The organism is Pseudomonas tremae (assembly GCF_023278125.1).
In the GTDB taxonomy this organism is placed as follows: Bacteria; Pseudomonadota; Gammaproteobacteria; order Pseudomonadales; family Pseudomonadaceae; genus Aquipseudomonas; species Aquipseudomonas tremae.
Genome location: NZ_CP066270.1, coordinates 5,120,473 through 5,142,344, shown reverse-complemented (window position 1 = coordinate 5,142,344; position 21,872 = coordinate 5,120,473). Strand labels below are relative to the sequence as shown.

Sequence of the window (21,872 nt, the reverse complement as noted above, 5' to 3'; positions counted from 1 at the left end):
ACAAAGGTGCGTTTACGACATAGGGGAGGAGGGAGTGAAAATAGCGGGAGGGTAGGCAAGATGACGCTGTGCTGGACGAAGACAAGCCCGCTCCCGGCTGGAGTCGTTCCAGCGCAGGGGAGTGGGCCTGTCGGTTTCAGGCGTTAACCGTGGTTCTTGCCCAGCAATGCGTGATACAGCTCGGTATCACCCAGAATGCCGACCACTTTGTTGCCGTCCTGCAAGACCAGCTTATTGCCGGTCTGGTAGCGGATCTGCAAGGCTTCGCGCATGCCGATATTGGAGTGCACAAGAGTAGGGCGTCGTTCCAGGGCGCTGACGTCCTGGCCGGGCGTCCAGTTTTGCAGATCAAGCGGCGCGGCACCCTGGCGTGCGCCTTTGATCACATTGCCGTCGGCCAGGTCGAGCCATGAGTCGACGCTCGGGTCCAGGCATACCGAGCCGTTGACATGAGTGCACTCATCGACCGTGCGCATCAGGCTGCGACCGCACAGCACATTCAACGGATTGGTGTGCGCAACGAAGGTGCGCACATACTCATCGGCAGGATTGAGAACAATCTGCTCCGGCACGCTGTACTGAACGATGCGGCCGTCTTTCATGATGGCGATGCGACTGCCGAGTTTCAGGGCCTCGTCCAGATCGTGGCTGACGAAAACGATGGTCTTGCTCAGCTTGCTTTGCAGGGTGAGCAGTTCGTCCTGCAGCCCCTGACGGATCAGCGGGTCGAGCGCCGAGAACGGTTCGTCCATCAGCAGGATGTCGGCATCCATCGCCAGCGCACGCGCCAGACCGACGCGTTGCTGCATGCCACCAGAGAGTTCGTCGGGTTTTTTGTTGCGCCACTGGGTCAGGCCTACCAGCTCAAGCTTCTCGTCCACCAGCTTGCGGCGTTCCTTTTCAGGACGGCCCTGCATTTCCAGGCCGAAGCTGATGTTTTCGCGCACTGTCAGCCAGGGCATCAGGGCGAACTTCTGGAACACCATTGCAATGCGTTTGGTGCGCATCATTTTCAGTTCGGCTGCGCTGCAACTGGCGATGTTGATCTGCGAACCTTCGTGTTCAACGAACAACGAGCCACGGCTGACAGTGTTGAGGCCGTTGATGCAGCGCAACAAGCTGGATTTTCCTGAGCCGGAAAGGCCCATCAGGACACAGATTTCACCTTTTTCGATATCCAGGCTGGCGCTTTCTACGCCGACGATCTGCCCGGTTTTCTTGAGGATCTGATCACGCGTGAGGCCTTCGTCCAGCAGCTTGAGGGCTTCACGCGGGTCCTTGGCGAAGATGACGTCTACCTTGTCGAATTTGATGGTACTCATGCGTCGGACCCTTTCTTGGCTTCGGGTTGTTTGCAGATACGGTCGAGCATGATTGCCAGCAATACGATTGCCAGACCGGCTTCGAAACCGAGGGCGATATCGGCGGTGTTCAGTGCGTTGACCACAGGTTTGCCCAGACCGTCGGCACCGACCAGTGCGGCAATTACTACCATCGACAGTGACAGCATGATGCACTGGGTGATACCGGCGGCGATGGAAGGCATTGCGTAGGGCAGCTCGATCCGGGTCAGCAACTGGCGACGCGACGAGCCGAAGGCCTTGCCGGCGTCCAGCAGTTCCTGAGGCACGTCACGGATGCCCAGGTACGTCAGGCGTATCGGCGCAGCAATCGCGAAGACCACTGTAGAGATCAGCCCGGGAACGACACCGAGGCCGAACAGCGTGAGCGTCGGGATCAGGTAAACGAAGGTTGGGACTGTCTGCATGAGGTCCAGCAGCGGCCGGATGATGGTGTAGAACAGCGGCTTGTGCGCGGCAATGATGCCCAGCGGCACACCGATGACAACACAGACCAGGGTCGCGAACAGGACCTGGGCCAGGGTTTCCATGGTTTCCTGCCAGTAGTGCAGGTTCAGGATCAACAGAAACGAAAGAATCACGAAAACCGTCAGGCCCCACTTGCGCTGGATGAAGTGCGCGAGCGCGGCGATCAGGCCGATCAATACCAGTGGGTTGAACCAGGTCAGCGCGAACGTGAACCCGTGGATCATCATTTCCAGTGTCGAGGCAATCGCGTCGAAGTAGTCGGCGCCGTTGAGCGTCAACCAGTCGACAAATGCGGCGATGTACTCGCCCAGAGGGATTTTTTGATCTATCAGCATGGTATCGGGTATCCGCTTGCGGAAGGTGAAGAGGACAGCAGGCGGGCCAGACCCGCCTGCTTTCGGCTTACTGGGTCAGCTTGGCCTTGGCTGCCTCCAGGCCAGGTTTGCCATCAACCGTGGTCACGCCGGCGAGCCAGGTATCGAGCACTTGCGGGTTTTTCTTGATCCACGCCTTGGCAGCGGCGTCAGGCTTCATCTTGTCGTCCAGAACATTGCCCATCAGGGTGTTTTCCATGTCCAGCGTGAAGGACAGGTTTTTGAGCAACTGACCTACGTTGCTGCATTCCTGACTGTAACCTTTGCGAGTGTTGGTGTAGATGGTCGCCTGGCCATAGTTGGGGCCGAAAAAGTCATCACCGCCTGTAAGGTATTTCATCTTGAAGCGGGTGTTCATCGGATGTGGTTCCCAGCCCAGGAACACAACGTCGTTTTTGCGTTTAACCGCGCGGTCGACCTGCGAGAGCATTGCGGCTTCACTGGACTCGACGACCTTGAAGCCTGCGTCTTTCAGGCCGAAGGCGTTCTTGTCGATCATGCTCTGGATCAGGCGGTTACCGTCGTTGCCAGGCTCGATGCCGTAGATCTTGCCGCCCAGTTCTTTCTTGAATTTGACGATGTCGGCGAAGTCGTGCAGGCCTTTGTCGTAGAGCTCTTGCGGAACGGCCAGAGTGTATTTGGCGTTTTCGAGGTTGGCGCGTACGGTTTCGACAGTCCCGGCTTCGCGGTAAGGCTTGATGTCGTTTTCCATGGTCGGCATCCAGTTGCCGAGGAAAACGTCCATGTTCTTGCCGTCTGCCAGCGACTTGTAGGTCACAGGTACGGAAATCATGGTGGTCTTGGTCTTGTAGCCCAGCGATTCGAGTACGGCGCTGGTCACCGCAGTGGTGACGGTGATGTCTGTCCAGCCTACGTCGGAGAAGTTGACCGTATGACAGGCCTCTGGCTCGGCTGCCTGAGCAAGCACCGGCATACATAGCGTTGCGGCCAAGAGCAGCGATTTGGAACCTTTCATTGGGTGGACTCCTGTGAGTTTCTTGTGGTCATCAGCAGGTGAACGCTGACGCGGCTTATGGGTCGGCAAGGCTTTTCGCGAAGCTCCATCACTGCGCCTGGCGATCGAGTCGGATCCGATCATGTAACAGGGGAAATCAAACGCCTACAGGGGGCGTCGTATCCAGTGCAGGCGGCGTCGTATCCAGTGCGCGCAAGGTCGCTTACAGATTCTTTGCATCGTACACGCGCCTGGTTGCAGTGTTGGAACTGCTGAAAAGCGGCCAGTACGTCACGCAATCGCTGCGCATATCGGCAGCGTCGGTTGGCAGGTCGGTGCCTGCGCGAACGCGGTGCTTTTGAGGGGGGTAACGCCGACAAGTTCACTATCTGGTGTACTTTTGCTTTCTGATCCAGGTGCCTGACCGACATTTTGGCGCGCTGCGCGGTTTTCGACCACGGGCCTTTTCGGCCGCCACCTTTTGGCGCGCACAGCTATCAAGTTCTCTGGTTCGTCCACATGTGCGTTGAGTAGCACTCCCTGTGTACGCGGCGCCTGGCACTTGGCTGGAGTGCTACCGAATTGCTCATCGAATGCCGCAGTCGGCGGGCTCTGGCGTCGCAAACAGACACAGGGGTCGCTGCTGATTAGACGCTTCGCGACGTCGTTTTCAAACGTTATTGAATAGCCGATCAATTTTCGGCATGGGATTTGCGATGTCCTTCTCAGGCCCTGTAATGGAAAGGGCTATAAGAAGAGCCCGTCTTGAGGCCAACCACAGCCACGTGAGAGGAGATAGTGTGATGACATCGTTCAATCCAGGGACCCAACCCCAGAACCGCGCGCCGCAATCCATCGGCTTTCTGCTGTTGGACAACTTCACTCTGATCTCTCTCGCATCGGCGGTCGAACCCCTTCGCATGGCCAATCAGTTGTCGGGTCGCGAGCTGTATCGCTGGACGACGCTGAGCCTTGACGGTGGGCAGGTCTGGGCCAGCGACGGCTTGCAGATCACCCCGGACGCCGCCATGAACAAGGCGCCAGCGCTCGATACCGTCATTGTTTGTGGTGGCGTCGGCATTCAGCGTGCCGTCACCCGCGAACACGTGAGCTGGTTGCAGAGCCAGGCGCGTCAGTCGCGTCGTCTCGGCGCTGTGTGTACGGGCAGTTGGGCGCTGGCATGCGCCGGGTTGCTGGACGGTTTTGATTGCAGCGTGCATTGGGAATGCCTGGCGGCGATGCAGGAAGCCTTTCCGCGTGTGTCCATGAGCACACGGTTGTTCACGCTCGACCGCAACCGTTTCACCAGCTCCGGTGGTACAGCGCCACTGGATATGATGCTGCACCTGATCAGTCGTGATCATGGCCGCGAATTGTCGGCCGCTATTTCCGAGATGTTCGTCTACGAACGTATCCGTAACGAACAAGACCATCAGCGCGTTCCGCTCAAGCACATGCTCGGCACCAATCAGCCCAAATTGCAGGAGATTGTGGCGCTGATGGAAGCCAACCTTGAAGAACCGATCGACCTCGACGAGCTGGCGGTGTATGTCGCCGTCTCGCGCAGGCAGCTGGAGCGACTGTTCCAGAAATACCTGCACTGCTCGCCCTCGCGTTACTACCTGAAGCTGCGCCTGATTCGCGCACGGCAACTGCTCAAGCAGACACCGATGTCGATCATCGAAGTGGCGTCGGTGTGCGGCTTCGTTTCGACACCGCACTTCTCCAAGTGCTACCGCGAATATTTCGGCATCCCGCCGCGCGACGAGCGCGTGGGCTCCAACACTGCGCAACAGGTTGCCATGATGCCAATCCCGCATGCGCTGGTACTCGCCCCCTTGTCAGGCCCGCTCTCGGCTTTGAGTCAGGCGCGCAATGAGTCGACGTTTGCGAGTGTGAGGCTGTAGTTGCGCTGATCGATGCGTGAAGCTCCGGCATGCCGACGCGGAGCATCGGCACGATCATGGCTCAACGGGCGCTCACACCTGCCGCCGGATCAAAGCGCGAAGCGCGATACCATGCTGTTGAGGTCCACGGCCAGGCGTGACAGCTCTGTGCTGGCTGCGCTGGTCTGGTTGGCGCCGGTGGTGGATTGTGCCGACAGGTCGCGGATGTTCACCAGGTTGCGGTCCACTTCGCGTGCAACCTGAGCCTGTTCTTCAGCAGCGCTGGCGATGACCATGTTGCGCTCGTTGATCTCTTCGACCGCGACATTGATGGTGTTCAGCGCCAGGCCTGCACCTTTGGCGATGCTTAATGTGGACTCAGCGCGTTCCGTACTGTTGCGCATCGAACTGACCGCCTGCTCGGTGCCGCTCTGAATACTGCCGATCATCCGTTCGATTTCGCTGGTGGATTGCTGCGTGCGGTGCGCCAGAGCACGAACTTCATCGGCCACGACCGCAAAGCCGCGGCCTGCTTCGCCCGCACGCGCTGCTTCGATAGCCGCGTTGAGGGCCAGCAGGTTGGTCTGGTCGGCCAGACTGCGAATCACGTCCAGTACTTTGCCGATATCGCGTGACTCGTTAGCCAGGTTGATGATCAGTTCGGCGGTGCCTTTGACATCGCCGCTCATGCGCTCAATGGCACTGACGGTTTCCTGCACCAAGTCACGACCATCGCCAGCCGATGTCGCAGCATTGCGCGACGCCTGCGAAGTGCTGACGGCATTGCGGGCAACTTCTTCTACAGCGCTGGTCATTTCGTTGACTGCGGTGGCAGCCTGTTCGATTTCATTGTTCTGCTGCACCAGCCCGCGTGCGCTTTCATCGGTAACCGCATTCAGCTCTTCAGCCGCCGAAGCCAGCTGCGTGGCCGAGCCGGAGATACCCTGCAACGTGTCGCGCAACTTATCCTGCATGGTTTTCATGGCCAGCAACAAGCGACCTGCTTCGTCGGTGCCGTCGATCGCGATTGGCTGGGTCAGGTTGCCTTTGGCGATGGTTTCCGCCGCCTGAAGAGCCGTGGCAATCGGCGTGGTGATGCTTTTGATCAGCATCCAGGCAAATACGATGGTCAGCAATGTGGCAGCAATCAGCAGGCCGATCACCAGTTGCAGCGCCGAATCGTACTCGCTGGTGGCGTCTGTCTTGACCTTGTTCAACTGCGCGGTGTTGTTCTCTACCAGCTTGCTGAGCACTGTGTTCATTTGGTCTGAGTTGCTGACCATCTCGTTGTTGAGCAGGTTCTGCAGCTCATCGAGCCTGTTGGCGCGCGTCAGGGTCTTCAGGCGTTCTTCAAGCTGTCGATACTGTCCCAGCAGTTGCACGTACTGGCCATAGAGATCGCGCTCGCTCGGGTCGCTGATGAGCTTTTCGTAGACAGCCTGAGCGTCAGTGATCTGCTTGTTGCGCATCGCCAGCAGGTCGATGGTCTTCTGCTGGGTTTCCGGGTCGCGGTTGACCAGCAACCGGTAAGACAAAACACGCAAGCGAATGCTGACTTCAGCAAAGCGATCCAGGCTCTTGATGCTGGGCACATTGCTGTCGGCCAGCACTTCGGTAGCGCTACGGATCTTGCTCATTTGTGACAATGCAAAAACACCCAGTATCAGCATGAGTGTGCCAATGATGGCGAATCCAAGAAACGCTCGGGGCGCTATGTTCATATTTCGCAGGGACATAGAAAGTTTCCAGGGTTATGTACGCGTTCCATGCGATTCAACGGGTGTAGGGGATGAAGTGAATGGCTGCCTATCGGTCATGCGACTGAAGTCTTGAGCCCGCAGGCACTTAATGCGCGCATCCACTCAATATTCATCAGCCGGGAGTCGTCTCGACAGACGGCGCAAGCTGTTGAAAAGGCTGAGATACAGGGCTTTTCGGTGATTTCAGGCTGCCCGCAAGCTGCGCGCATTTGTCGCACCCTTATGTGGCCTGACGAACAGCGGGAACCGCAACCGGATTATGCAGTCACAAGCCCCCCATGCGTTTGCGTTATCGACGTGTCCATGCCGTGACAGGTCAGTATTCAAACCCTGAGCGCTGGCATGCGCAGTGACTTTTCTTTATCGTGTGCGCCCGTTGAAATTTGCTCGAGAAATCAAAATGTTGGAAGCCTCCCTTAGCCAATTGGAACAGCTTGTCGGTGATCTGGTGCAACAGAATCAGGCCCTTCAGGACACAAATGCACAGCTCAACGCAGAGCTGGCAAAAGCCAAGGACGAGAACGAGAACTTGCAACTGAGTCTGATGGAGCAGGAAGAAAAACAGAGCAGCACTGCGGCCCGCATCCAGGCACTGGTTGACCGCGCTACCAGCGCAAGCGCTGTCGGCGCATGAACGTCGACGGAAGCGGTGTAACCGTTCTTTCAATTCTGGGTAACGAGTATTCGGTCAAGGCTCCGGCTGGTGAAGACCTCACGCTCATGAAGGCCGCCGCGATGCTCAATGCGTCGCTGGCCGACACCAAGCGCAAGTACCCGACCCTGATCGGTGATCGCTTGCTGGTTCTGGCAGCCTTGAACCTCTGCTCGCAGCAGATCGAGCTTGAGCAACTGCACAAGGTCGAGCTGAAACGTTACCGGGAGAAGGTCGATGCGACGGTAGATGTGATCGCCAAGACCATTTCCCAGGGCTGAACTCGGGTCGCATTCAAAACGAATGCGATTGCCTGCGTCTGCGCCATTGCCCCAGTCGTTCGTCGAGCAGCAGAGGGCTGTCGATCTGCTGTCTGCGGGCATGGCTGAACAGAATCAGCGCGAGCTCCGCCGTGACCAGTGCGTCGGCGCTGGCGTGGTGTCGCTCTTCTGCTTGCAGACCAAAGAAGCGGGTCCAGTCGTCCAGCCCTGCGTGACGCAGGTTGGCTTGTTCACACAGCATCGGTGCGAGTTCAGCGATGTCGAAGAATGGATGCTGCAAGCGATAGCCAAGGCTCTCTTTCAGCGCGCGCGACAACATGTGCTGATCGAACGGCGCATGGAAACCGAGAACCGGGCTGTCGCCGATGAACGCCATCAGATCCAGTAACGCCTCGACCGGCTCGCTGCCCGCTGCAATCGCGCTGGGTGCCAACCCATGAATCAGCACGGCGGGGCTGACCTTGTGATCGACACGCAACAGCGTGCGCTCGAACTGCTGGCCCAGGTCGATGGCGCCGTCTTCAATCACCACTGCGCCGATGGACAGCACCTGATCGCGGTTCATGTTCAGGCCGCTGGTTTCAAGGTCCAGCACCACCCAGCGTTGCTGGCGCAACGGCTTGTCGCTGAGCCTGGCGCAAGCTGGCAGTTGTTTGAGCCGGTTCAGGTGGGAGGCGTCCAGATGGGTTGTCTTCGGCCGCGGTTTCAGCCATTCGAACAGGTTCATAGTTGGTAACGCAGCGTCAGACTGGTTTGCAGTCGCTGCGCCTGACGAAACGATTCGCGCAGAATGCGTCGGTCCAGATGGTTGAGCGTGTCTGGGTCAATGCGGTTTGAATACGCCAGGTTCTGGCGACTCTGCAACTGATGCTGCTGCATGCGAGTCTGTTGAATGAAGTGATAAGCCTCCTGGTACGCGGCACCATCCAGAGGGTCGATGACTTCACGCTCCACCAGTTGCCGCAGACGCTCCTGCGTGCTGTTGACGGCAATACCGTTGGCCAGCGCCAACAGCCGGGCGCCGTCTACAAAAGGCGTCAGACCTTCGGTCTTGAGGTCCAGAGTGTCTTTTTCATTGCCCTTGCGAGCCACGACGAAATCCTTGAAGCGGCCCACCGGCGGGCGCTGGCGCAAGGCGTTATCGGCCATCATGCGCTGGAATAACTGATTATCCGCGACCTGGTCAAGAATGCCGCGCCGCAATTGCTCGCAGCCGTTTTCATCACCCCAGACCACACGCAGATCGAAGTAGATACTCGACGCCAGCAGATTATCTGGAGTGGCTTCGCGGATGAAAGCTGAAAAACGATGTGACCATTCCTGCCGTGACAAGCACAAGTCAGGGTTGCCGGCCATGATATTGCCTTTGCACAGCGTGAAGCCGCACTGCGCCAGGCTCTGATTGATGCGTTCGGCAATCGGCAGCAGCAACCTCCGGGTCTGTTCTGCCTCTGCTGCATCGCGCGCCTCGAACAAAATGCCGTTGTCCTGATCGGTATGCAGGGTCTGTTCGCGTCGGCCTTCACTGCCGAAGCACAGCCAGCTGAAGGCAACCCCGGGGTCGCCTTTCTCCGCAAGCGTCAGTTCGATCACCCGGCAGACCGTATGGTCGTTGAGCAGGGTAATGATCTGGGTAATCTGGGTCGACGAAGCGCCGTGGGCCAACATGCGGTCGACCAACTGAACGATATCGCCCCGCAACCCGGCAAGCGCTTCAATGCGCGGCGCTGTGCGAATGGTGCGCGCCAGATGCACAAGGTCTACGCGCTGCAGGGAGAAAAGGTCTCGCTCCGACACAACTCCGCACAATCTTCCGTCCTTGACCAGGCACACATGCGCAATGTGGCGCTCGGTCATCGCAATGGCCGCATCGAAAGCGCTGGCGTCCGGGCTCAGGTGAAAGGGCGACGGGCTCATGCTGTGACTGACGGGAGCGCTGAAGTCCACATTCACATCGGCAACCGCCTCGCGCAGGTCGCGCAGGGTAAAGATGCCCAGCGGCGCTTGCTGTTCGTCGACGATCACGATACTGCCCACCTGCTGCTCATGCATCAGCTTCACTGCATCGCGCATCGGCGTGTCAGGGTTGCACATCACCGGATGACGCATGGCCAGGTCGCCCAGGCGGGTGTTCAGGGAATATTGTGTACCGAGTGTTTCGGCGGCGCGCTGCTGAACTTGCTGATTGACCTGATCCAACAGGCTGCTGACCCCGCGCAAGGCGAAGTCGCGAAACGTCGTGGACAGTGCAAACAGCTTGATGAACGCCTGCTTGTTCAACTGCAGGCAAAACGTGTCCTCGGCGGCCAGGTGCTCGGTGCGCGTCGCGCGTTCGCCCAGCAAAGCGGCCAGCGGGAAGCATTCGCCGGTAGTGATCTCAAACGTTGTCTCTGTGCCGCCTTTTGCAGAATGCGGCCGTTCGCCGACGATTCGTCCCTGTTTGACGATGTAAAAATGCTCTACTGGCCCATCGCCAGGCTTGATGATGCTCTCGTCAGCGGCGTAGAAACGGAGCTGACACTGCTCGACAAGGTAGGCCAGATGAGCGTTTTCCATCTGGTTGAACGGCGGGAATTTTTGCAGGAACTGCATGGTGCCGTGTATGTTCTGCAGCACGGCTGTCTTGCCTGCCTGATTGAAAGCATCTGCCTTGCTCATGGCCCGGTCCGCGTTCTTGTTATTGGTGCTCATGGTCGGCCGCTTGCCGCCAGGTGCCCATTGGACGTAAGTCTTACGCCAGAATGATTGCTCGGCCAGGGTAATTGCCGGATAACTGATAGACAAACGCAATGGATTGCGCGCTGCGCCTGGCCAGGATGCCGACGAAATACATCGCAGATTGACCTGAATCTGTTGTCGGATAAGTCCAGGGAATGATGAGACTGCAATGATTGACCACGATATTCTGAGCGACGATGAGCGCAATGCCCTCAATGAGGTCATGCTCACGCCTGAACGCGACGCCCCGCAACGGGTCCTGATCGTTGATGACGACAGTGACGCGAGAGAACTGCTGGCAGAAATTCTGAGTCTCAACGACATCAGCTGCATGACCGCGCCCGGTGGCGACATCGCGCTGCGCATGCTCGAAACCCGTCAGTCCATTGGCCTGCTGATCACTGACCTGCGAATGGCCCCATTCGACGGGCTGCAACTGATCCGCAAGATCCGCGAATCGGATCGCGCGGATTTGCCGATCATCATCGTGTCCGGGGACGCCAATGTGCGTGACGCCATTGACGCCATGCACCTCGACGTTGTGGATTTTCTGCTTAAACCGCTGAACACCAAACAGCTGGTGAAGCTCGTCAAGCGCGAGTTGGGCGTGGGTTGAGGCCTTGCCAAACCTGGCTGGCTAGCGTGCCAATGCTTGCGCTGGCACGCTGAACCCCCCTGTTCAAGGCGGTGGAAACTGCGCTGCGGTGCGCTGACCGTCGACATTGGAGAGCTTCTGCCAGCGCAGCAGGTTGCGCCAGCCGACGACGGTCGAGTCCCGCGCCCGCTCGCGGACTATCAACACCAGTGGCCGCCACGTCTCTTTGGTCAACAAAATATCGTCAATGGCCTGTCTGGCCTTTTCCGCCGCCTGCGCGTCTCCGCGCTGCAATGCCAGGGTCTGAATGCCTCGATACCCGTCTATCTCGGCCCCGGCCCGACCTTTCATCGAGTAGTTGACGTTGTATTGGCAATACTTGCTGTCCTTGCTCAGACGCTTGATCGTCGCCTCGAAAGCATCAAGATGCATGGCTGCCCGCAGACGGTTGTCCGGGGTGTTTTTATTGCCGGTCTCATCCGGCTCCAGCGTTTCGATACAGCGCAGCAACCACAGGTCGCGGTTGGCGGTGATCTCGGCCTGCATATCGCGCGGCGTGGAATAGTGTCGGTCAAGATCGGCGTCCTGTTTGTCGCCGATCAGAAAGGGCGATATTTCGTTTTTTTCCAGCGCCCAAGCCAGATCGCGTGACATTCCCAGCTGCAAACCCAGCCCCTGACCCTGAACACCATAGTCAGCGTCTTTTTTTGCTGGCGTGGCCGAGCTGGCTATCGGCGCGAAGTTCAGGTTGGCAGTGACCCCCGCACGTTGCTGGGCGGTGTCAGCCTTGGCGCCGACGACGCTGATGAATCCTCCTGTTTCGGTGCGTTGCTCTTTTATTCGATCAGCTTCGGCGTACAGCGAGGGTTCCAGCGTCAATGTCTGCGATGCACCACTGGAGCCATCCTTGAAGCGTGCAGCCGGCGCGCGTAATGCCACACGCGCTGCTACGTTGCGGGTACTGGAAGTCGCATCGATCTGGCTCACAGAGACCTCAGGGTTACGCGCCAGTATGGATTCCAGCGGCCCGGAATAACGGCGGCCCTGTGTGGGCTCGATGATGTCCCAGCGCACCATGCTGTCCAGAGCGGTAAGCATGTTGCCGCGCATTTCATCGTCTTTGTGGCGAGTGCGGAAAAAACGCATGAGGGTCGAGCTGGTCTGGGTTTGCTGGGCGCTAAAACGGCCAGTGAACGCAGCCTGTATCGCCACCCCTTCTGCAACCGCGCCGCCGACGGCCACACCGATGGTCGCCTCGGCGGCCTCGGTTCGGGCCCTGCCGAAGGACATTTCCATTCCCAGAATCGGCATGAACAACTGGGCAAACGCTTCGTCACTGCGCGACTTTTCTGCCGAGAAGATCGGTGACACTGTGGGCGATATCAAGCCATAGGGCAGAGACGGCAGGCCTAACCCAAGGGTACCGCCACCGCCCAGGCGTAGTCGGTCGCGCAGGCGGCTTTCAAGAATGAACGGTTTGAAAAACGTCACGATGTCGCTTTTCTCGCTCAGGTGCCGGGTTTTCAACAGTTTTATCGCTGCGCTCAGGTCTTGATCAAGCACCTCGTCAACAGATTGAGCGGGTTGCAGCGCTGGCGGCAAAATCTCGCGCAGGTGCTCATCGACACGATTGATTGCCTCGTAAACTGACAATTTGCTGCTCGCAAGTTCGCTGTAAAGCGGCGGAAGTTCAATGTGTTGAGCTTTTTGCAGAACGTTGACTGCACGCTTGCCGTTCGCGTCCGGCTTATCCCAGATCTGCGACAGCCGCTGCTGGTGGACGCGAGCCTTCAGCAGGCTTTGCATCGATTTGCCATCACGCTTTTTCAGCGTCGCTTGCGACAGATGAGTGCCTTTCTTTTCCAGTGTTTTCAGGTGGTCGAGCATGGCGTGGGCTGCCGAAATCTCAAGTTGCAGTTCCGGTGCGCCGCGGCAGTTTTTCAGGGTTTCTTCCAGCTGCTTTATTCGCGCTGTAATAACCTGATCAACTTGTCTTCTGGGCGATTGCAGCCCCATGCTTTCGCCCACCGTGTAGGCGCGATCCAGCGTCGATTTGGCAAAAGGTGTCTTGTTCAGCGTTGGGGCGAGGCGGCGTGGTAACGAGCTTTTCGCTGGGGCAGTTGCCGTGGTCTGCTCTGGAGTATTGGCTGCAACGGCGCGCATGACCCATTCCATCGTGGCTTTTTTCAGGCGCTGGTCATGTTGCGCATATGGCGAGCCGGGAGCATTGCTGTAATAGCCGTTACGAACCGCATTGAAGGCGGCGTGATCGACATCGTCGAACGACTTCTCGCTGCCATCCAGCTTATGACGTGCCACCTGTTTGGCCGTTTGCAGCCATGCCTTTACCTTGCCATCGGGCTCTTTTTGCTGCGCCTCGTCGGCGTTCCAGAACACCCTCAAAGGCTTGGCCCGCTCGGCCACTATCGGTTTAGTACCTTCGCTGGAGAGCAACTGAAGCATTTCCATGCCACGCGGCACACTTGCCAGTTTTCGACAAAAGTCGAGGGTGTCCCTCTGCACACTGTTGTTGTTTGCGCTACGCGTCCTGACCGACCTGGACAACTCCTCTGCAATGCGCGGCCAATGTTCCAGGGGATGCTGGTTCAGCAGGTCGAGTACGCGGTTGGCGCGTGCAGCGTCATTGCCCGTCAGTTCTGCCAGCGCCGACGTAACGATCTCGATAACCGCAAAGGGCGGAATTGGTGTTGGCGGGGGCGTAGCTTGCAGGCGGCCGGCAATGCGTTGCAGTGACGCTTTAATCTCGTCCGCGCCTGTCGTTGCAAAAGCATGCGCTTCACTGATCTGACTGGAGAGGTACTGTTCGCGAATGTTCTTGAGGGCGGTTTTGTCGTCTCTTTCTTGCGTTTCCCCCTCTGCAGGCGCGGTTACCTGTGTTGATTCGGGCAGCTTCTGTTCAAGTGTCTTGAGTGCAGAACGTTCGTTACTGGCGACAGCCAGCCGCTGGTGAAGCTCGCCCAGTTCGGCGTTCAAACGCGCAACATCGGCATCAACGCGCACCAGTCTTTTTGCCAGTTGCTCATGCGTTTGCATGGCCTGCGAACGCGTTGTGAGCGTTTGTTCGATGACACTGTCCAGCCTTTCGGCTTCGGCTGAACCGTCTGGCGTTGCCTGTCGCTGGGTACGCAAGGCAGAGAGCTGTGCGTTGGCCTGCGCGGCCGTTTGCTCGGCGACGGTCATGTCATGGTCGAGCGAAATCAGCTCGCGGGTTTCCGCTACCTTGAGTTTCAACTCGATTGCGATAGCGGCGTGCCGATCACCGAAACGGGCATCTACCGCCTGCATACGTGTGCGCAGTTCACTGAGCCATTTCTGAGAAAACTCGGTTTTCTGTGCAGCCTGGTCCTGCCCCTCGCTCAACGCGCCCAGTTGCAACACCTCTGTACCCTGAATCAGCTCACGAAGTTGCTGGCTGGCGAGGCGGGTGGTGGTGTCGGCTTGTTGAACACGAACCCTGGCCTGATCCAGTCGCCCGGTCGACGAGGGTAATGTGGCCTGTTCAAGTGATTCAAGATGTTCGCGTGCCGCGACCAGCGCATGGGTCGCTGTGGCGAGAACCTTACTCTGCTGATCCAGTCGAGCGCTCAGCTCTTTGACGGTCGCTGCAATGGCTGTAGCACTCTGCTGCGAGTTATCGGCCTTGGTCCTGGCTGCGCTGTCACTGCTGACAACCTCACGCAAAGGGGCAGGTTTGAGCCACGGAATAATCCTGGTGGTGATGCGCCTGACTGTTGACGGCGCAGGACGCTCCCAGAGAGGCGTCGGCGCTGCCTTCAGGCTGTTCAGCGCCGACTCGGTCAGGCGCTGCAGTTCATGCGCCTCTTTGAGCAACGGATCGTGATCTTCATTGCTCGACGTATGCTCACCTTCCTCTGGAATCCCGCTGCGCAGCGGCCGGTTAAGCGTGCGACCGGTGCCAGGAATACCGAGACTGAAGTTGGTCTGGCGCTCTGAAAGTTTTCCAGCCAGGCGCGTTCTCAAACCATGTGCTTGCTGAACGCCCGGCGCTGACCGTGGCGCTGCAGGGTTTGCCACGGGAGTAGGTTCATGCATGTTTACTGCGGCGGGAGGTGGTGTTGGCTGCGATGTAGATCCTGTTTCGAGAGGTACAACCGGATTGGTAGAACGAGTATCGATTCTTAAGTTCATGAGCAGCTCCATCAGCTCAGGTATCAAGTTCGACAGATCAATACAGGTGGTGGTAGTAATCGACACTGCACGTTAGGTGGTGCGTGAAAGGTGTTCAAAGGGCTATCGCCATGACGCCTGAGCGTTGCATGCGACACTTCTTCAAATTGCCAAGGCGGCACGGGGAGGCGTGTTTGCTCGAGGGTGGGGCTAAGAGCTGACTCGCGGTTTGCGTCCTTTAGTGGGTCAGCTGGGGCAGGTGCCTGAAACCGCTCCTTCCTGGGCGGGTGGTTTTCGGACCTGTCAGGATGGGTGGCCGGGATGTGGATTCGGTTCCGGGTTTTATTTTGATGAAAGCGGAAGGGTGATGAGCGGGGCTGAAAGTTCAAGGCATGGCCGACTGATCGCCCATACAGTCAGAGGCTTTCGGGCCGATGGGGATCATTCCTGCGTAGACGAAACCCGACTCTTCTCCCCAATCTATTCCCCATCCTGCTGTTTCAAGGTCATAAATCTTGTTTTCTGAAATCAGTTCACCGTTGCGATTGTCATACAGCCGATAGAAGCCAGGGTAGCCCCACAACGGGAACCATTTTGGCGGTACGTCTTCGTCAGGATGAGGCTTGCGATGAAACATATTCGGCAGTACCCAGAATGGTTTAAATGTTTCGAGTCTGTAGCAGCCATCAGGGCTGACGATCGGTTCACCTGACCTTTCCGCCAAGCCTTTTTCCCACCATTGCGACGCGGTCCATAGGCTGAGTGCGACGGCGGTGTAGGCTGTTAGAAAGGAAATGCGCCTTCGAAGGTGTTTCATTCTTCTGGTGTCAGCTGTGTGGGTAGGTCGCCGATGCAATCGGGGGCATTCGGGCCGATATAGATCATTCCTTCGTATACGCCGGGTCGCAGTCGGTCACCCCAGAAAGTACCGCCGCCGCCCGTACGTCCAAAATCATACACTTCGCTTTCCCCCAGAAAAGCGTTGGTACGGTGGTCATATAGCCGGTCAAAGCCTGGAGCTATCCATTGAACAAACCACTGAGGTTTCTCAACTTTATCGGGAGTTCCCCATGGATGTAACCATGTAGGAAGCAGCCATGCTGGCGTATAGCTTTCGATTCTGTAACATTTGTTGGGGCTAATGATGATTTGATTTTCCTTTGTGGCTAAGCCCTTTTCCCACCGTTGCGAAGCAGTCCATATGCTGCCTGCAATGGTGATGTAGGCTGCAAGAAAGATGATGCGCTTCGATGGCGACTTCATTCTTGAGGCGCAGCACGTGTAGCTGGGCGGTCCCCCATACAGTCAGGGACATTCGGGCCGATGGGGATCATTCCTGCGTAGACCATCCCTGACCCACCGCCCCAAGACATTGGCCCGCCTGCCGACTCCAGATCATGAATCTCGGTTTCCGAGATCAATTCGCCAGTGCGATGATCGTAGAGACGGAAAAATGCAGGGTAGCCCCACCAAGGGAGCCATTCCCGAGGTACACCTTCATTCGGGTCGGGCATTGTGTGAAACATCATGGGCAAAACCCAAAATGGCTTGAATAGCTCTACGCGATAACAACCGCCAGGGCTGATATAGGGTTCACTCAAGCGTTCGGCCAAGCCTTTTTCCCACCACTCTGATACGGCCCATATGCTGCCTATGATAGTGATGTAGGCTAAAAAGAATGCAGCTTTTCGGGATGATCGTTTCAAGTCCAGGTTCCCAAATCGATTATTTGATCGACTTTTTTCCAAAGTACATCCGAATAAACATAAAAATCGCCTCCCTTGTTATGTTTTTCTCGATAATTACGGAAATGCAAGTTTGTGATAGCGGCAAAAGCTCCATTTTTTATCCTTATTACTAAGTGCCCTTGTGGAGTCAAAGCAATAACTGTCTCTGCTTTTGTTAAAACTCGGTCCTCCGTCCAAGTGCCTAGGTATTGTAGGCCGCTGAAATCGTAATGATCACGAATGTAGAAACCCAGATACTCGACTTGGAAGTGGGATTTGATCTCTCTGGTAATAGGGTTTTGTATGCCAAAAGCTGTTCCGGTAACCCCGATTTTTAGCGATGCTCGTCCCAGTGCACCTTACATATCATCTAAAGTATTCCATGCATTGCCAAATCTTGTGAAGTTTACTTGTGATGTGTTATCAACTTCTCGTGCTGTCATTGTGTGGGCGCCCAGTTTGAACGAGCCCGCTCCACACCAGCCGGCCTGCTTTAAAAGATTCTTCAAACGGATAATTGCGTTAGTCGTCATCAATCGCGACTCTGCTACCTCTACTGCCTCTCTACAACGCTCAAATTGCATCGCCCAAGACATTTTTACTATGCTCTCATCGCACTGTGCAGCAGACAAACTCATGGGGTTGGGTTGTTTTTCCGGCTCCTTCCAATCCGCCGGCATCTCCCACCCCGGGCTATCAAACCATCGTTGCATCAACGCTGCAGCGGTATCCCAGCCCATGTTGCGCATGGCGCCCGGGATGCGGGACAGGGCGAGGTTTTCGATGATGACTTGCTTGGGTGGCGTGTCCAAGGGTGCATAGGTGCGTGACACACCCTGTGGCAGGGCGAAGTAGGTATCGGGACCGACGGCATTGGTGCGCTGGAAATCATTCAGGGACATGTTCAGTTACTCCATTACAGGCCAAGGGGCGGAGGCGGCAAACTGCAGGGACGAGGGGCTAGAGCTGCCATGTTTGCGGCTGTGGCCGTGCTCATCGAGGGTGCCGCGAGCCGTGCATTGGTTATGTTCCAGCAGCACGTAATCCAGATGCCCAAGGCGATTGCGTTGGTGGGTGAGCATTTGAAAACGCTCGTCACACACGATTCGGTTTTGTTTAGACGTCGGCGAAGTGTAGGACTGAGCAAGTACGACGGGGGTATATGCCCGTTTCATTGGCGGGGTAACGGGTTTGTGGTCGGAAGAGGATTCTCTTTCGACCAGGAAAAAGTTCTGTTGGCAAGAGACCAGTCGTGCACCGCAGGTTGTCAGGTCGCCTTCAAGCGCCAGTGGCTGGCCTTCTACGAGGTGGTCGTTCTGCCCGCTGATTATCTTGGTAGGGCCATGCAGCGGACAAATAACATCACACCCGACATGCGCCGTGGGGAACCCATCAATAATATGGCTTTCGGAGCCTGTCATGACGCGTCCTCCATGATCCGTCATATCACCTACAACAATTGCCAGTCGGTTCATGCAACTCTCCTTGAGCAGAACTGAAGTCATGGCCACTCTCAACGCTCATCAATTTAAACGACGTTGTTTAAGATGTATGACTTTTGTTAATGCAACAGGAAGAGAGATAGCACTGTGTGTCGTGCGCGGAAATACCCTGTGGTTACGTTTTTATAATTTAAGACTCGACTTACCTATATTGATCAGGCGTCTTACGCGGGGGATAACTTTTTCCCACAAACGGGATGAAGTTTTTTTTGCTTCTATGACGTGTCGAGTTAAAAAATATCTGGGTCGTTCAAACGAAAAAAACGCGATGTCTACTCATCACCTTCCCGAAGAGGCAGCAAGCCGCCTCTCCGGTCCGGTGACTGAAATCCTTACACTCCGTTTTTGACTTTGAACTCACGACGACGACGATGCAGCACCGGCTCGGTGTATCCGTTCGGCTGTTTTGTGCCTTCGATTACCAGCTCGACGGCCGCCTGGAAGGCGATGTTGCTGTCGAAGTCTGGCGCGAGTGGGCGGTACAGTGGGTCGTTGGCGTTCTGGCGGTCCACGACGGGTGCCATGCGCTTCAAGCTTTCCAGGACCTGAGCTTCAGTAACCACGCCATGACGCAGCCAGTTGGCCATGTGCTGGCTGGAGATGCGCAGCGTGGCGCGGTCTTCCATGAGGCCGATGTCGTTGATGTCCGGCACTTTCGAGCAACCTACGCCCTGATCGATCCAGCGCACCACGTAGCCAAGGATACCTTGGGCGTTGTTGTCCAGTTCGTTCTGGATTTCTTCCGGCGTCCAGTTGGTGTTCGGTGCAAGCGGGATGGTCAGGATGTCGTCTACCGAAGCCTGTTCGCGTTGCGCCAGCTCTGCCTGACGGGCAAACACGTCAACCTTGTGATAGTGCAGGGCGTGCAGCGCAGCAGCGGTAGGTGAGGGCACCCAGGCCGTGTTCGCACCAGCCAGTGGATGAGCGATTTTCTGCTCCAGCATGGCGGCCATCAGGTCCGGCATCGCCCACATGCCTTTGCCGATCTGCGCACGACCTTGCAGGCCGCATTTCAGGCCGATATCGACGTTGGAGTTTTCGTAGGCCGAGATCCATTTTTCAGCTTTCATCTGCGCCTTGCGCACTACCGCGCCTGCTTCCATCGACGTGTGGATTTCGTCACCGGTACGGTCCAGGAAGCCAGTGTTGATGAACACCACTCGCTCACTCGCTGCCTGAATGCAGGCCTTGAGGTTGACCGTCGTGCGGCGCTCTTCGTCCATAATCCCGACTTTCAGCGTGTTGCGCGGCAAGCCCAGTACCTGTTCGATACGTCCGAACAGTTCGTTGGTAAACGCAGCTTCTTCCGGCCCGTGCATCTTCGGTTTGACGATGTACATCGAGCCGCTGCGGCTGTTGCTGCGCGAGTTGTTGCCGTTGAGGTTATGAATTGCCGCAAGGCTGGTCAGCAGGCCGTCGAGAATACCCTCGGGCACTTCATTGCCATGCTTGTCGAGGATCGCATCGATGGTCATCAAGTGACCGACATTGCGGATGAACAGCAAAGAGCGGCCATGCAGTGTGACCTCGCCGCCTTGCGGTGTGGTGTAGACGCGGTCGGGGTTCATGGTGCGGGTGAAGGTTTCACCGCCCTTGGACACCGACTCTGCCAGATCACCCTTCATCAGGCCCAGCCAGTTGCGGTAAACGACCACTTTGTCTTCGGCATCTACAGCCGCAATGGAGTCTTCACAGTCCATGATGGTGGTCAGCGCGGCTTCCATGACGATGTCTTTCACGCCTGCCGGATCGGTCTGACCGACCGGGCTGGCAGGGTCGATCTGTAATTCGAAATGCAGGCCGTTGTGTCTGAACAGCACGGCGAAAGGCGCCGAGGCATCGCCCTGCAAACCAACCAGTTGTGCGTCGTCACGCAGGCCGGTGTTGCTGCCGCCCTTGAGGCTGATGACCAGTTTGCCGTCGATCATTTTGTAAGCAGTCGAGTCAACGTGCGAGCCTGCCGCCAATGGCGCAGCCTGATCCAGAAACGCTCGGGCGAAGGCGATGACCTTGTCGCCACGCACCTTGTTGTAGCCCTTGCCCTTTTCGGCACCGCCTTCTTCACTGATCGCGTCGGTGCCGTAGAGCGTGTCATACAGCGAGCCCCAGCGTGCGTTAGACGCATTGAGGGCGAAACGTGCGTTCATCACCGGCACCACCAGTTGGGGGCCGGCCATGCTGGCTATTTCTTCATCGACGTTTTGTGTGGTGATCTGGAAGTCTGCTGCTTCTGGCAACAGATAGCCGATTTCCTGCAGGAAAGCCTTGTAGGCTGAGGCATCGTGAGACTGCCCCGCGCGGGACCGGTGCCAGGCATCGATTTGTGCCTGTAATTCATCGCGCTTGGCGAGCAGTGCCTTGTTCTTTGGCGCCAGGTCGTGGATCAGTTGATCCGCACCGGCCCAAAACGCCGCAGCATCGACGCCGGTTCCAGGGATGGCTTCGTTCTGCACGAAGTCGAACAGGACTCTGGCGACTTGCAGGCCACCGACTTGAACGTATTCAGTCATTACACTTGCCTCACTCTGCTCAGCAGGGGCGAACGCACTCGGAGAGCGCTCTGTTATTGATCTTTTGCCATGTAGTGCGTGACCGGGGATGCTACATGAGCGGCAATCGCGTGGAAACGTTGCTGAACATGTCAGTAAACGACTGAACACTCATGTCGGGTCACGCTATTTCACTGTTCGCTCGAAAGCGCTCGGGATTGTTCCACAAAGCGTGCCAGACGGTACACGATTTGCCATGCATGAGTTGCCCTTCAAGCACGCCTATACTCGTGGGAATATCGAAGTGTCCAAATCATCTGCACTGCAAGAGGAATAGACCGTGGATCATCTCGTCGTAACGCTGGTTGCTCCCGACAAACCCGGGCAGGTCGAACGCATTGCCCAGTGCATTGCCGAGCATGGCGGTAACTGGCTGGAAAGCCGCATGTCACGCATGGCCGGGCAGTTCGCCGGGATACTCAAGGTTGGTGTCGAAACAGAAAAGTACGACGACCTGATCAAGGCCCTGAACGAATTGTCGGTGCATGGCATCCGCATGCTGCTGGCCGAAAGCGTTGTCGAAACCAGTGGCACCACTCGGCCGATCAGCATGGAACTGGTCGGCAACGACCGCCCTGGCATCGTGCGCGATATCACCCGTTTGCTGGCCGGGCAGGGCGTCAATGTTGAGCACCTGATTACCGACGTCACCCCGGCTCCCATGAGCAGCGAACTGCTGTTCCATGCCAACGCAGTGCTGGGCGTGCCAGCGGGCTTGTCGCTGGATGATCTGCAGGCAGGGCTTGAGACGCTGGCTGATGATTTGATGGTGGAGTTGGTGTTGGGTGGAGAAGAGTGATTCGAGTCTTCAGGTTATCCAGTTTAACCGTGCACCTGCCTGTGGATAAGCTGGGGGAATAGCCTTGCGCGCCAAGTCCACTGTGGCCTGTAGAGA

Annotated in this window: 17 protein-coding genes and 2 pseudogenes; 5 read left to right on the top strand and 14 right to left on the bottom strand. The window is 57.2% G+C overall.

Translation table 11 applies throughout. From position 1 onward, the window contains the following. Window positions 1-143: 143 nt before the first annotated feature. From choV to I9H09_RS23135, 3 genes are all read right to left on the bottom strand, one after another. Window positions 144-1,322, bottom strand: a complete 1,179-nt coding sequence (gene choV / locus I9H09_RS23145; protein WP_005896426.1) for a choline ABC transporter ATP-binding protein — start codon at window positions 1,320-1,322, stop codon at window positions 144-146. After that, complete coding sequence (gene choW, locus I9H09_RS23140; RefSeq protein ID WP_005896429.1) at window positions 1,319-2,164, bottom strand: choline ABC transporter permease subunit; 846 nt, start codon at window positions 2,162-2,164, stop codon at window positions 1,319-1,321. The genes choV and choW overlap by 4 nt, the downstream gene beginning before the upstream one ends. 67 nt (window positions 2,165-2,231) lie before the next feature. After that, the gene (locus tag I9H09_RS23135; RefSeq protein WP_122325040.1) at window positions 2,232-3,179 is read right to left on the bottom strand and encodes a choline ABC transporter substrate-binding protein; all 948 of its coding nucleotides are present in this window, start codon (window positions 3,177-3,179) and stop codon (window positions 2,232-2,234) included. 782 nt (window positions 3,180-3,961) lie between these two features. Here I9H09_RS23135 and gbdR point away from each other — a divergent pair. Continuing rightward, complete coding sequence (gbdR, locus tag I9H09_RS23130) at window positions 3,962-5,065, top strand: choline metabolism transcriptional regulator GbdR (protein WP_005896432.1); 1,104 nt, start codon at window positions 3,962-3,964, stop codon at window positions 5,063-5,065. 89 nt (window positions 5,066-5,154) lie between these two features. Here the strand turns inward: gbdR and I9H09_RS23125 are convergent, their stop codons facing one another. Then, the gene (locus tag I9H09_RS23125) at window positions 5,155-6,285 is read right to left on the bottom strand and encodes a methyl-accepting chemotaxis protein (protein WP_412459285.1); all 1,131 of its coding nucleotides are present in this window, start codon (window positions 6,283-6,285) and stop codon (window positions 5,155-5,157) included. Between the two features lie 3 nt (window positions 6,286-6,288). Then, window positions 6,289-6,714, bottom strand: a pseudogene (locus I9H09_RS27270) (MCP four helix bundle domain-containing protein); the annotation flags it as partial. A 490-nt stretch (window positions 6,715-7,204) separates the two neighbouring features. Between I9H09_RS27270 and I9H09_RS23120 the strand changes: the two are divergent. Together I9H09_RS23120 and I9H09_RS23115 are read left to right on the top strand one after the other, a co-directional pair. Next, on the top strand, window positions 7,205-7,438 hold the full coding sequence (locus I9H09_RS23120) for a hypothetical protein (protein ID WP_122347127.1): 234 nt from the start codon (window positions 7,205-7,207) through the stop codon (window positions 7,436-7,438). Further along, window positions 7,435-7,737 carry a cell division protein ZapA gene (locus I9H09_RS23115; RefSeq protein ID WP_005896439.1) on the top strand — a complete coding sequence of 101 codons (303 nt, stop codon included), beginning with the start codon at window positions 7,435-7,437 and terminating at the stop codon, window positions 7,735-7,737. The genes I9H09_RS23120 and I9H09_RS23115 overlap by 4 nt, the downstream gene beginning before the upstream one ends. Window positions 7,738-7,750: 13 nt before the next feature. Here the strand turns inward: I9H09_RS23115 and I9H09_RS23110 are convergent, their stop codons facing one another. Both I9H09_RS23110 and I9H09_RS23105 read right to left on the bottom strand, forming a co-directional pair. Next, on the bottom strand, window positions 7,751-8,464 hold the full coding sequence (locus tag I9H09_RS23110) for a 3'-5' exonuclease (RefSeq protein ID WP_122347116.1): 714 nt from the start codon (window positions 8,462-8,464) through the stop codon (window positions 7,751-7,753). Next, complete coding sequence (locus tag I9H09_RS23105) at window positions 8,461-10,395, bottom strand: DUF294 nucleotidyltransferase-like domain-containing protein (RefSeq protein WP_053480372.1); 1,935 nt, start codon at window positions 10,393-10,395, stop codon at window positions 8,461-8,463. Before I9H09_RS23105 ends, I9H09_RS23110 begins: the two co-directional genes overlap by 4 nt. A 229-nt stretch (window positions 10,396-10,624) precedes the next feature. On the opposite strand from I9H09_RS23105, the gene I9H09_RS23100 reads away from it, so the two are divergent. Beyond that, window positions 10,625-11,071, top strand: a complete 447-nt coding sequence (locus I9H09_RS23100) for a response regulator (protein ID WP_005896447.1) — start codon at window positions 10,625-10,627, stop codon at window positions 11,069-11,071. Between the two features lie 63 nt (window positions 11,072-11,134). On the opposite strand, the gene I9H09_RS23095 is transcribed toward I9H09_RS23100, so the two are convergent. The 7 genes and pseudogenes from I9H09_RS23095 to I9H09_RS23065 all read right to left on the bottom strand — a co-directional run bounded on the left by I9H09_RS23095 (window position 11,135) and on the right by I9H09_RS23065 (window position 20,938). Beyond that, window positions 11,135-14,902, bottom strand: coding sequence for a coiled-coil domain-containing protein (locus tag I9H09_RS23095; RefSeq protein WP_122347117.1), 3,768 nt, complete (start codon window positions 14,900-14,902; stop codon window positions 11,135-11,137). A gap of 682 nt (window positions 14,903-15,584) precedes the next feature. Next, the gene (locus I9H09_RS23090) at window positions 15,585-16,016 is read right to left on the bottom strand and encodes a hypothetical protein (RefSeq protein WP_122325036.1); all 432 of its coding nucleotides are present in this window, start codon (window positions 16,014-16,016) and stop codon (window positions 15,585-15,587) included. Further along, entirely contained in the window at window positions 16,013-16,462 is a 450-nt protein-coding gene (locus I9H09_RS23085; RefSeq protein WP_122347118.1) for a hypothetical protein, read from the bottom strand. The genes I9H09_RS23090 and I9H09_RS23085 overlap by 4 nt, the downstream gene beginning before the upstream one ends. After that, entirely contained in the window at window positions 16,459-16,905 is a 447-nt protein-coding gene (locus tag I9H09_RS23080) for a hypothetical protein (RefSeq protein WP_122347119.1), read from the bottom strand. Before I9H09_RS23080 ends, I9H09_RS23085 begins: the two co-directional genes overlap by 4 nt. Beyond that, window positions 16,902-17,828, bottom strand: a pseudogene (locus tag I9H09_RS23075) (DUF6402 family protein). Before I9H09_RS23075 ends, I9H09_RS23080 begins: the two are co-directional and overlap by 4 nt. A 6-nt stretch (window positions 17,829-17,834) precedes the next feature. Further along, a complete protein-coding gene (locus I9H09_RS23070) occupies window positions 17,835-18,401 on the bottom strand; it encodes a PAAR domain-containing protein (protein WP_122347120.1) in 567 nt (188 codons plus the stop codon). Between the two features lie 359 nt (window positions 18,402-18,760). Next, window positions 18,761-20,938, bottom strand: a complete 2,178-nt coding sequence (locus tag I9H09_RS23065) for a malate synthase G (protein WP_122347121.1) — start codon at window positions 20,936-20,938, stop codon at window positions 18,761-18,763. 319 nt (window positions 20,939-21,257) lie between these two features. Here I9H09_RS23065 and I9H09_RS23060 point away from each other — a divergent pair, with 319 nt between their 5' ends. Further along, the gene (locus tag I9H09_RS23060; protein WP_005896459.1) at window positions 21,258-21,776 is read left to right on the top strand and encodes a glycine cleavage system transcriptional repressor; all 519 of its coding nucleotides are present in this window, start codon (window positions 21,258-21,260) and stop codon (window positions 21,774-21,776) included. The last annotated feature ends 96 nt before the right edge of the window (window positions 21,777-21,872 follow it).

What these genes read in the sequence shown, in the direction of transcription:
- choV (WP_005896426.1), bottom strand. Translation starts at nt 1,322, where the DNA reads ATGAGTACCATCAAATTCGACAAGGTAGACGTCATCTTCGCCAAGGAC.
- choW (WP_005896429.1), bottom strand. Translation starts at nt 2,164, where the DNA reads ATGCTGATAGATCAAAAAATCCCTCTGGGCGAGTACATCGCCGCATTT.
- I9H09_RS23135 (WP_122325040.1), bottom strand. Translation starts at nt 3,179, where the DNA reads ATGAAAGGTTCCAAATCGCTGCTCTTGGCCGCAACGCTATGTATGCCG.
- gbdR (WP_005896432.1), top strand. Translation starts at nt 3,962, where the DNA reads ATGACATCGTTCAATCCAGGGACCCAACCCCAGAACCGCGCGCCGCAA.
- I9H09_RS23120 (WP_122347127.1), top strand. Translation starts at nt 7,205, where the DNA reads ATGTTGGAAGCCTCCCTTAGCCAATTGGAACAGCTTGTCGGTGATCTG.
- I9H09_RS23115 (WP_005896439.1), top strand. Translation starts at nt 7,435, where the DNA reads ATGAACGTCGACGGAAGCGGTGTAACCGTTCTTTCAATTCTGGGTAAC.
- I9H09_RS23110 (WP_122347116.1), bottom strand. Translation starts at nt 8,464, where the DNA reads ATGAACCTGTTCGAATGGCTGAAACCGCGGCCGAAGACAACCCATCTG.
- I9H09_RS23105 (WP_053480372.1), bottom strand. Translation starts at nt 10,395, where the DNA reads ATGAGCAAGGCAGATGCTTTCAATCAGGCAGGCAAGACAGCCGTGCTG.
- I9H09_RS23100 (WP_005896447.1), top strand. Translation starts at nt 10,625, where the DNA reads ATGATTGACCACGATATTCTGAGCGACGATGAGCGCAATGCCCTCAAT.
- I9H09_RS23090 (WP_122325036.1), bottom strand. Translation starts at nt 16,016, where the DNA reads ATGAAACACCTTCGAAGGCGCATTTCCTTTCTAACAGCCTACACCGCC.
- I9H09_RS23085 (WP_122347118.1), bottom strand. Translation starts at nt 16,462, where the DNA reads ATGAAGTCGCCATCGAAGCGCATCATCTTTCTTGCAGCCTACATCACC.
- I9H09_RS23070 (WP_122347120.1), bottom strand. Translation starts at nt 18,401, where the DNA reads ATGAACCGACTGGCAATTGTTGTAGGTGATATGACGGATCATGGAGGA.
- I9H09_RS23065 (WP_122347121.1), bottom strand. Translation starts at nt 20,938, where the DNA reads ATGACTGAATACGTTCAAGTCGGTGGCCTGCAAGTCGCCAGAGTCCTG.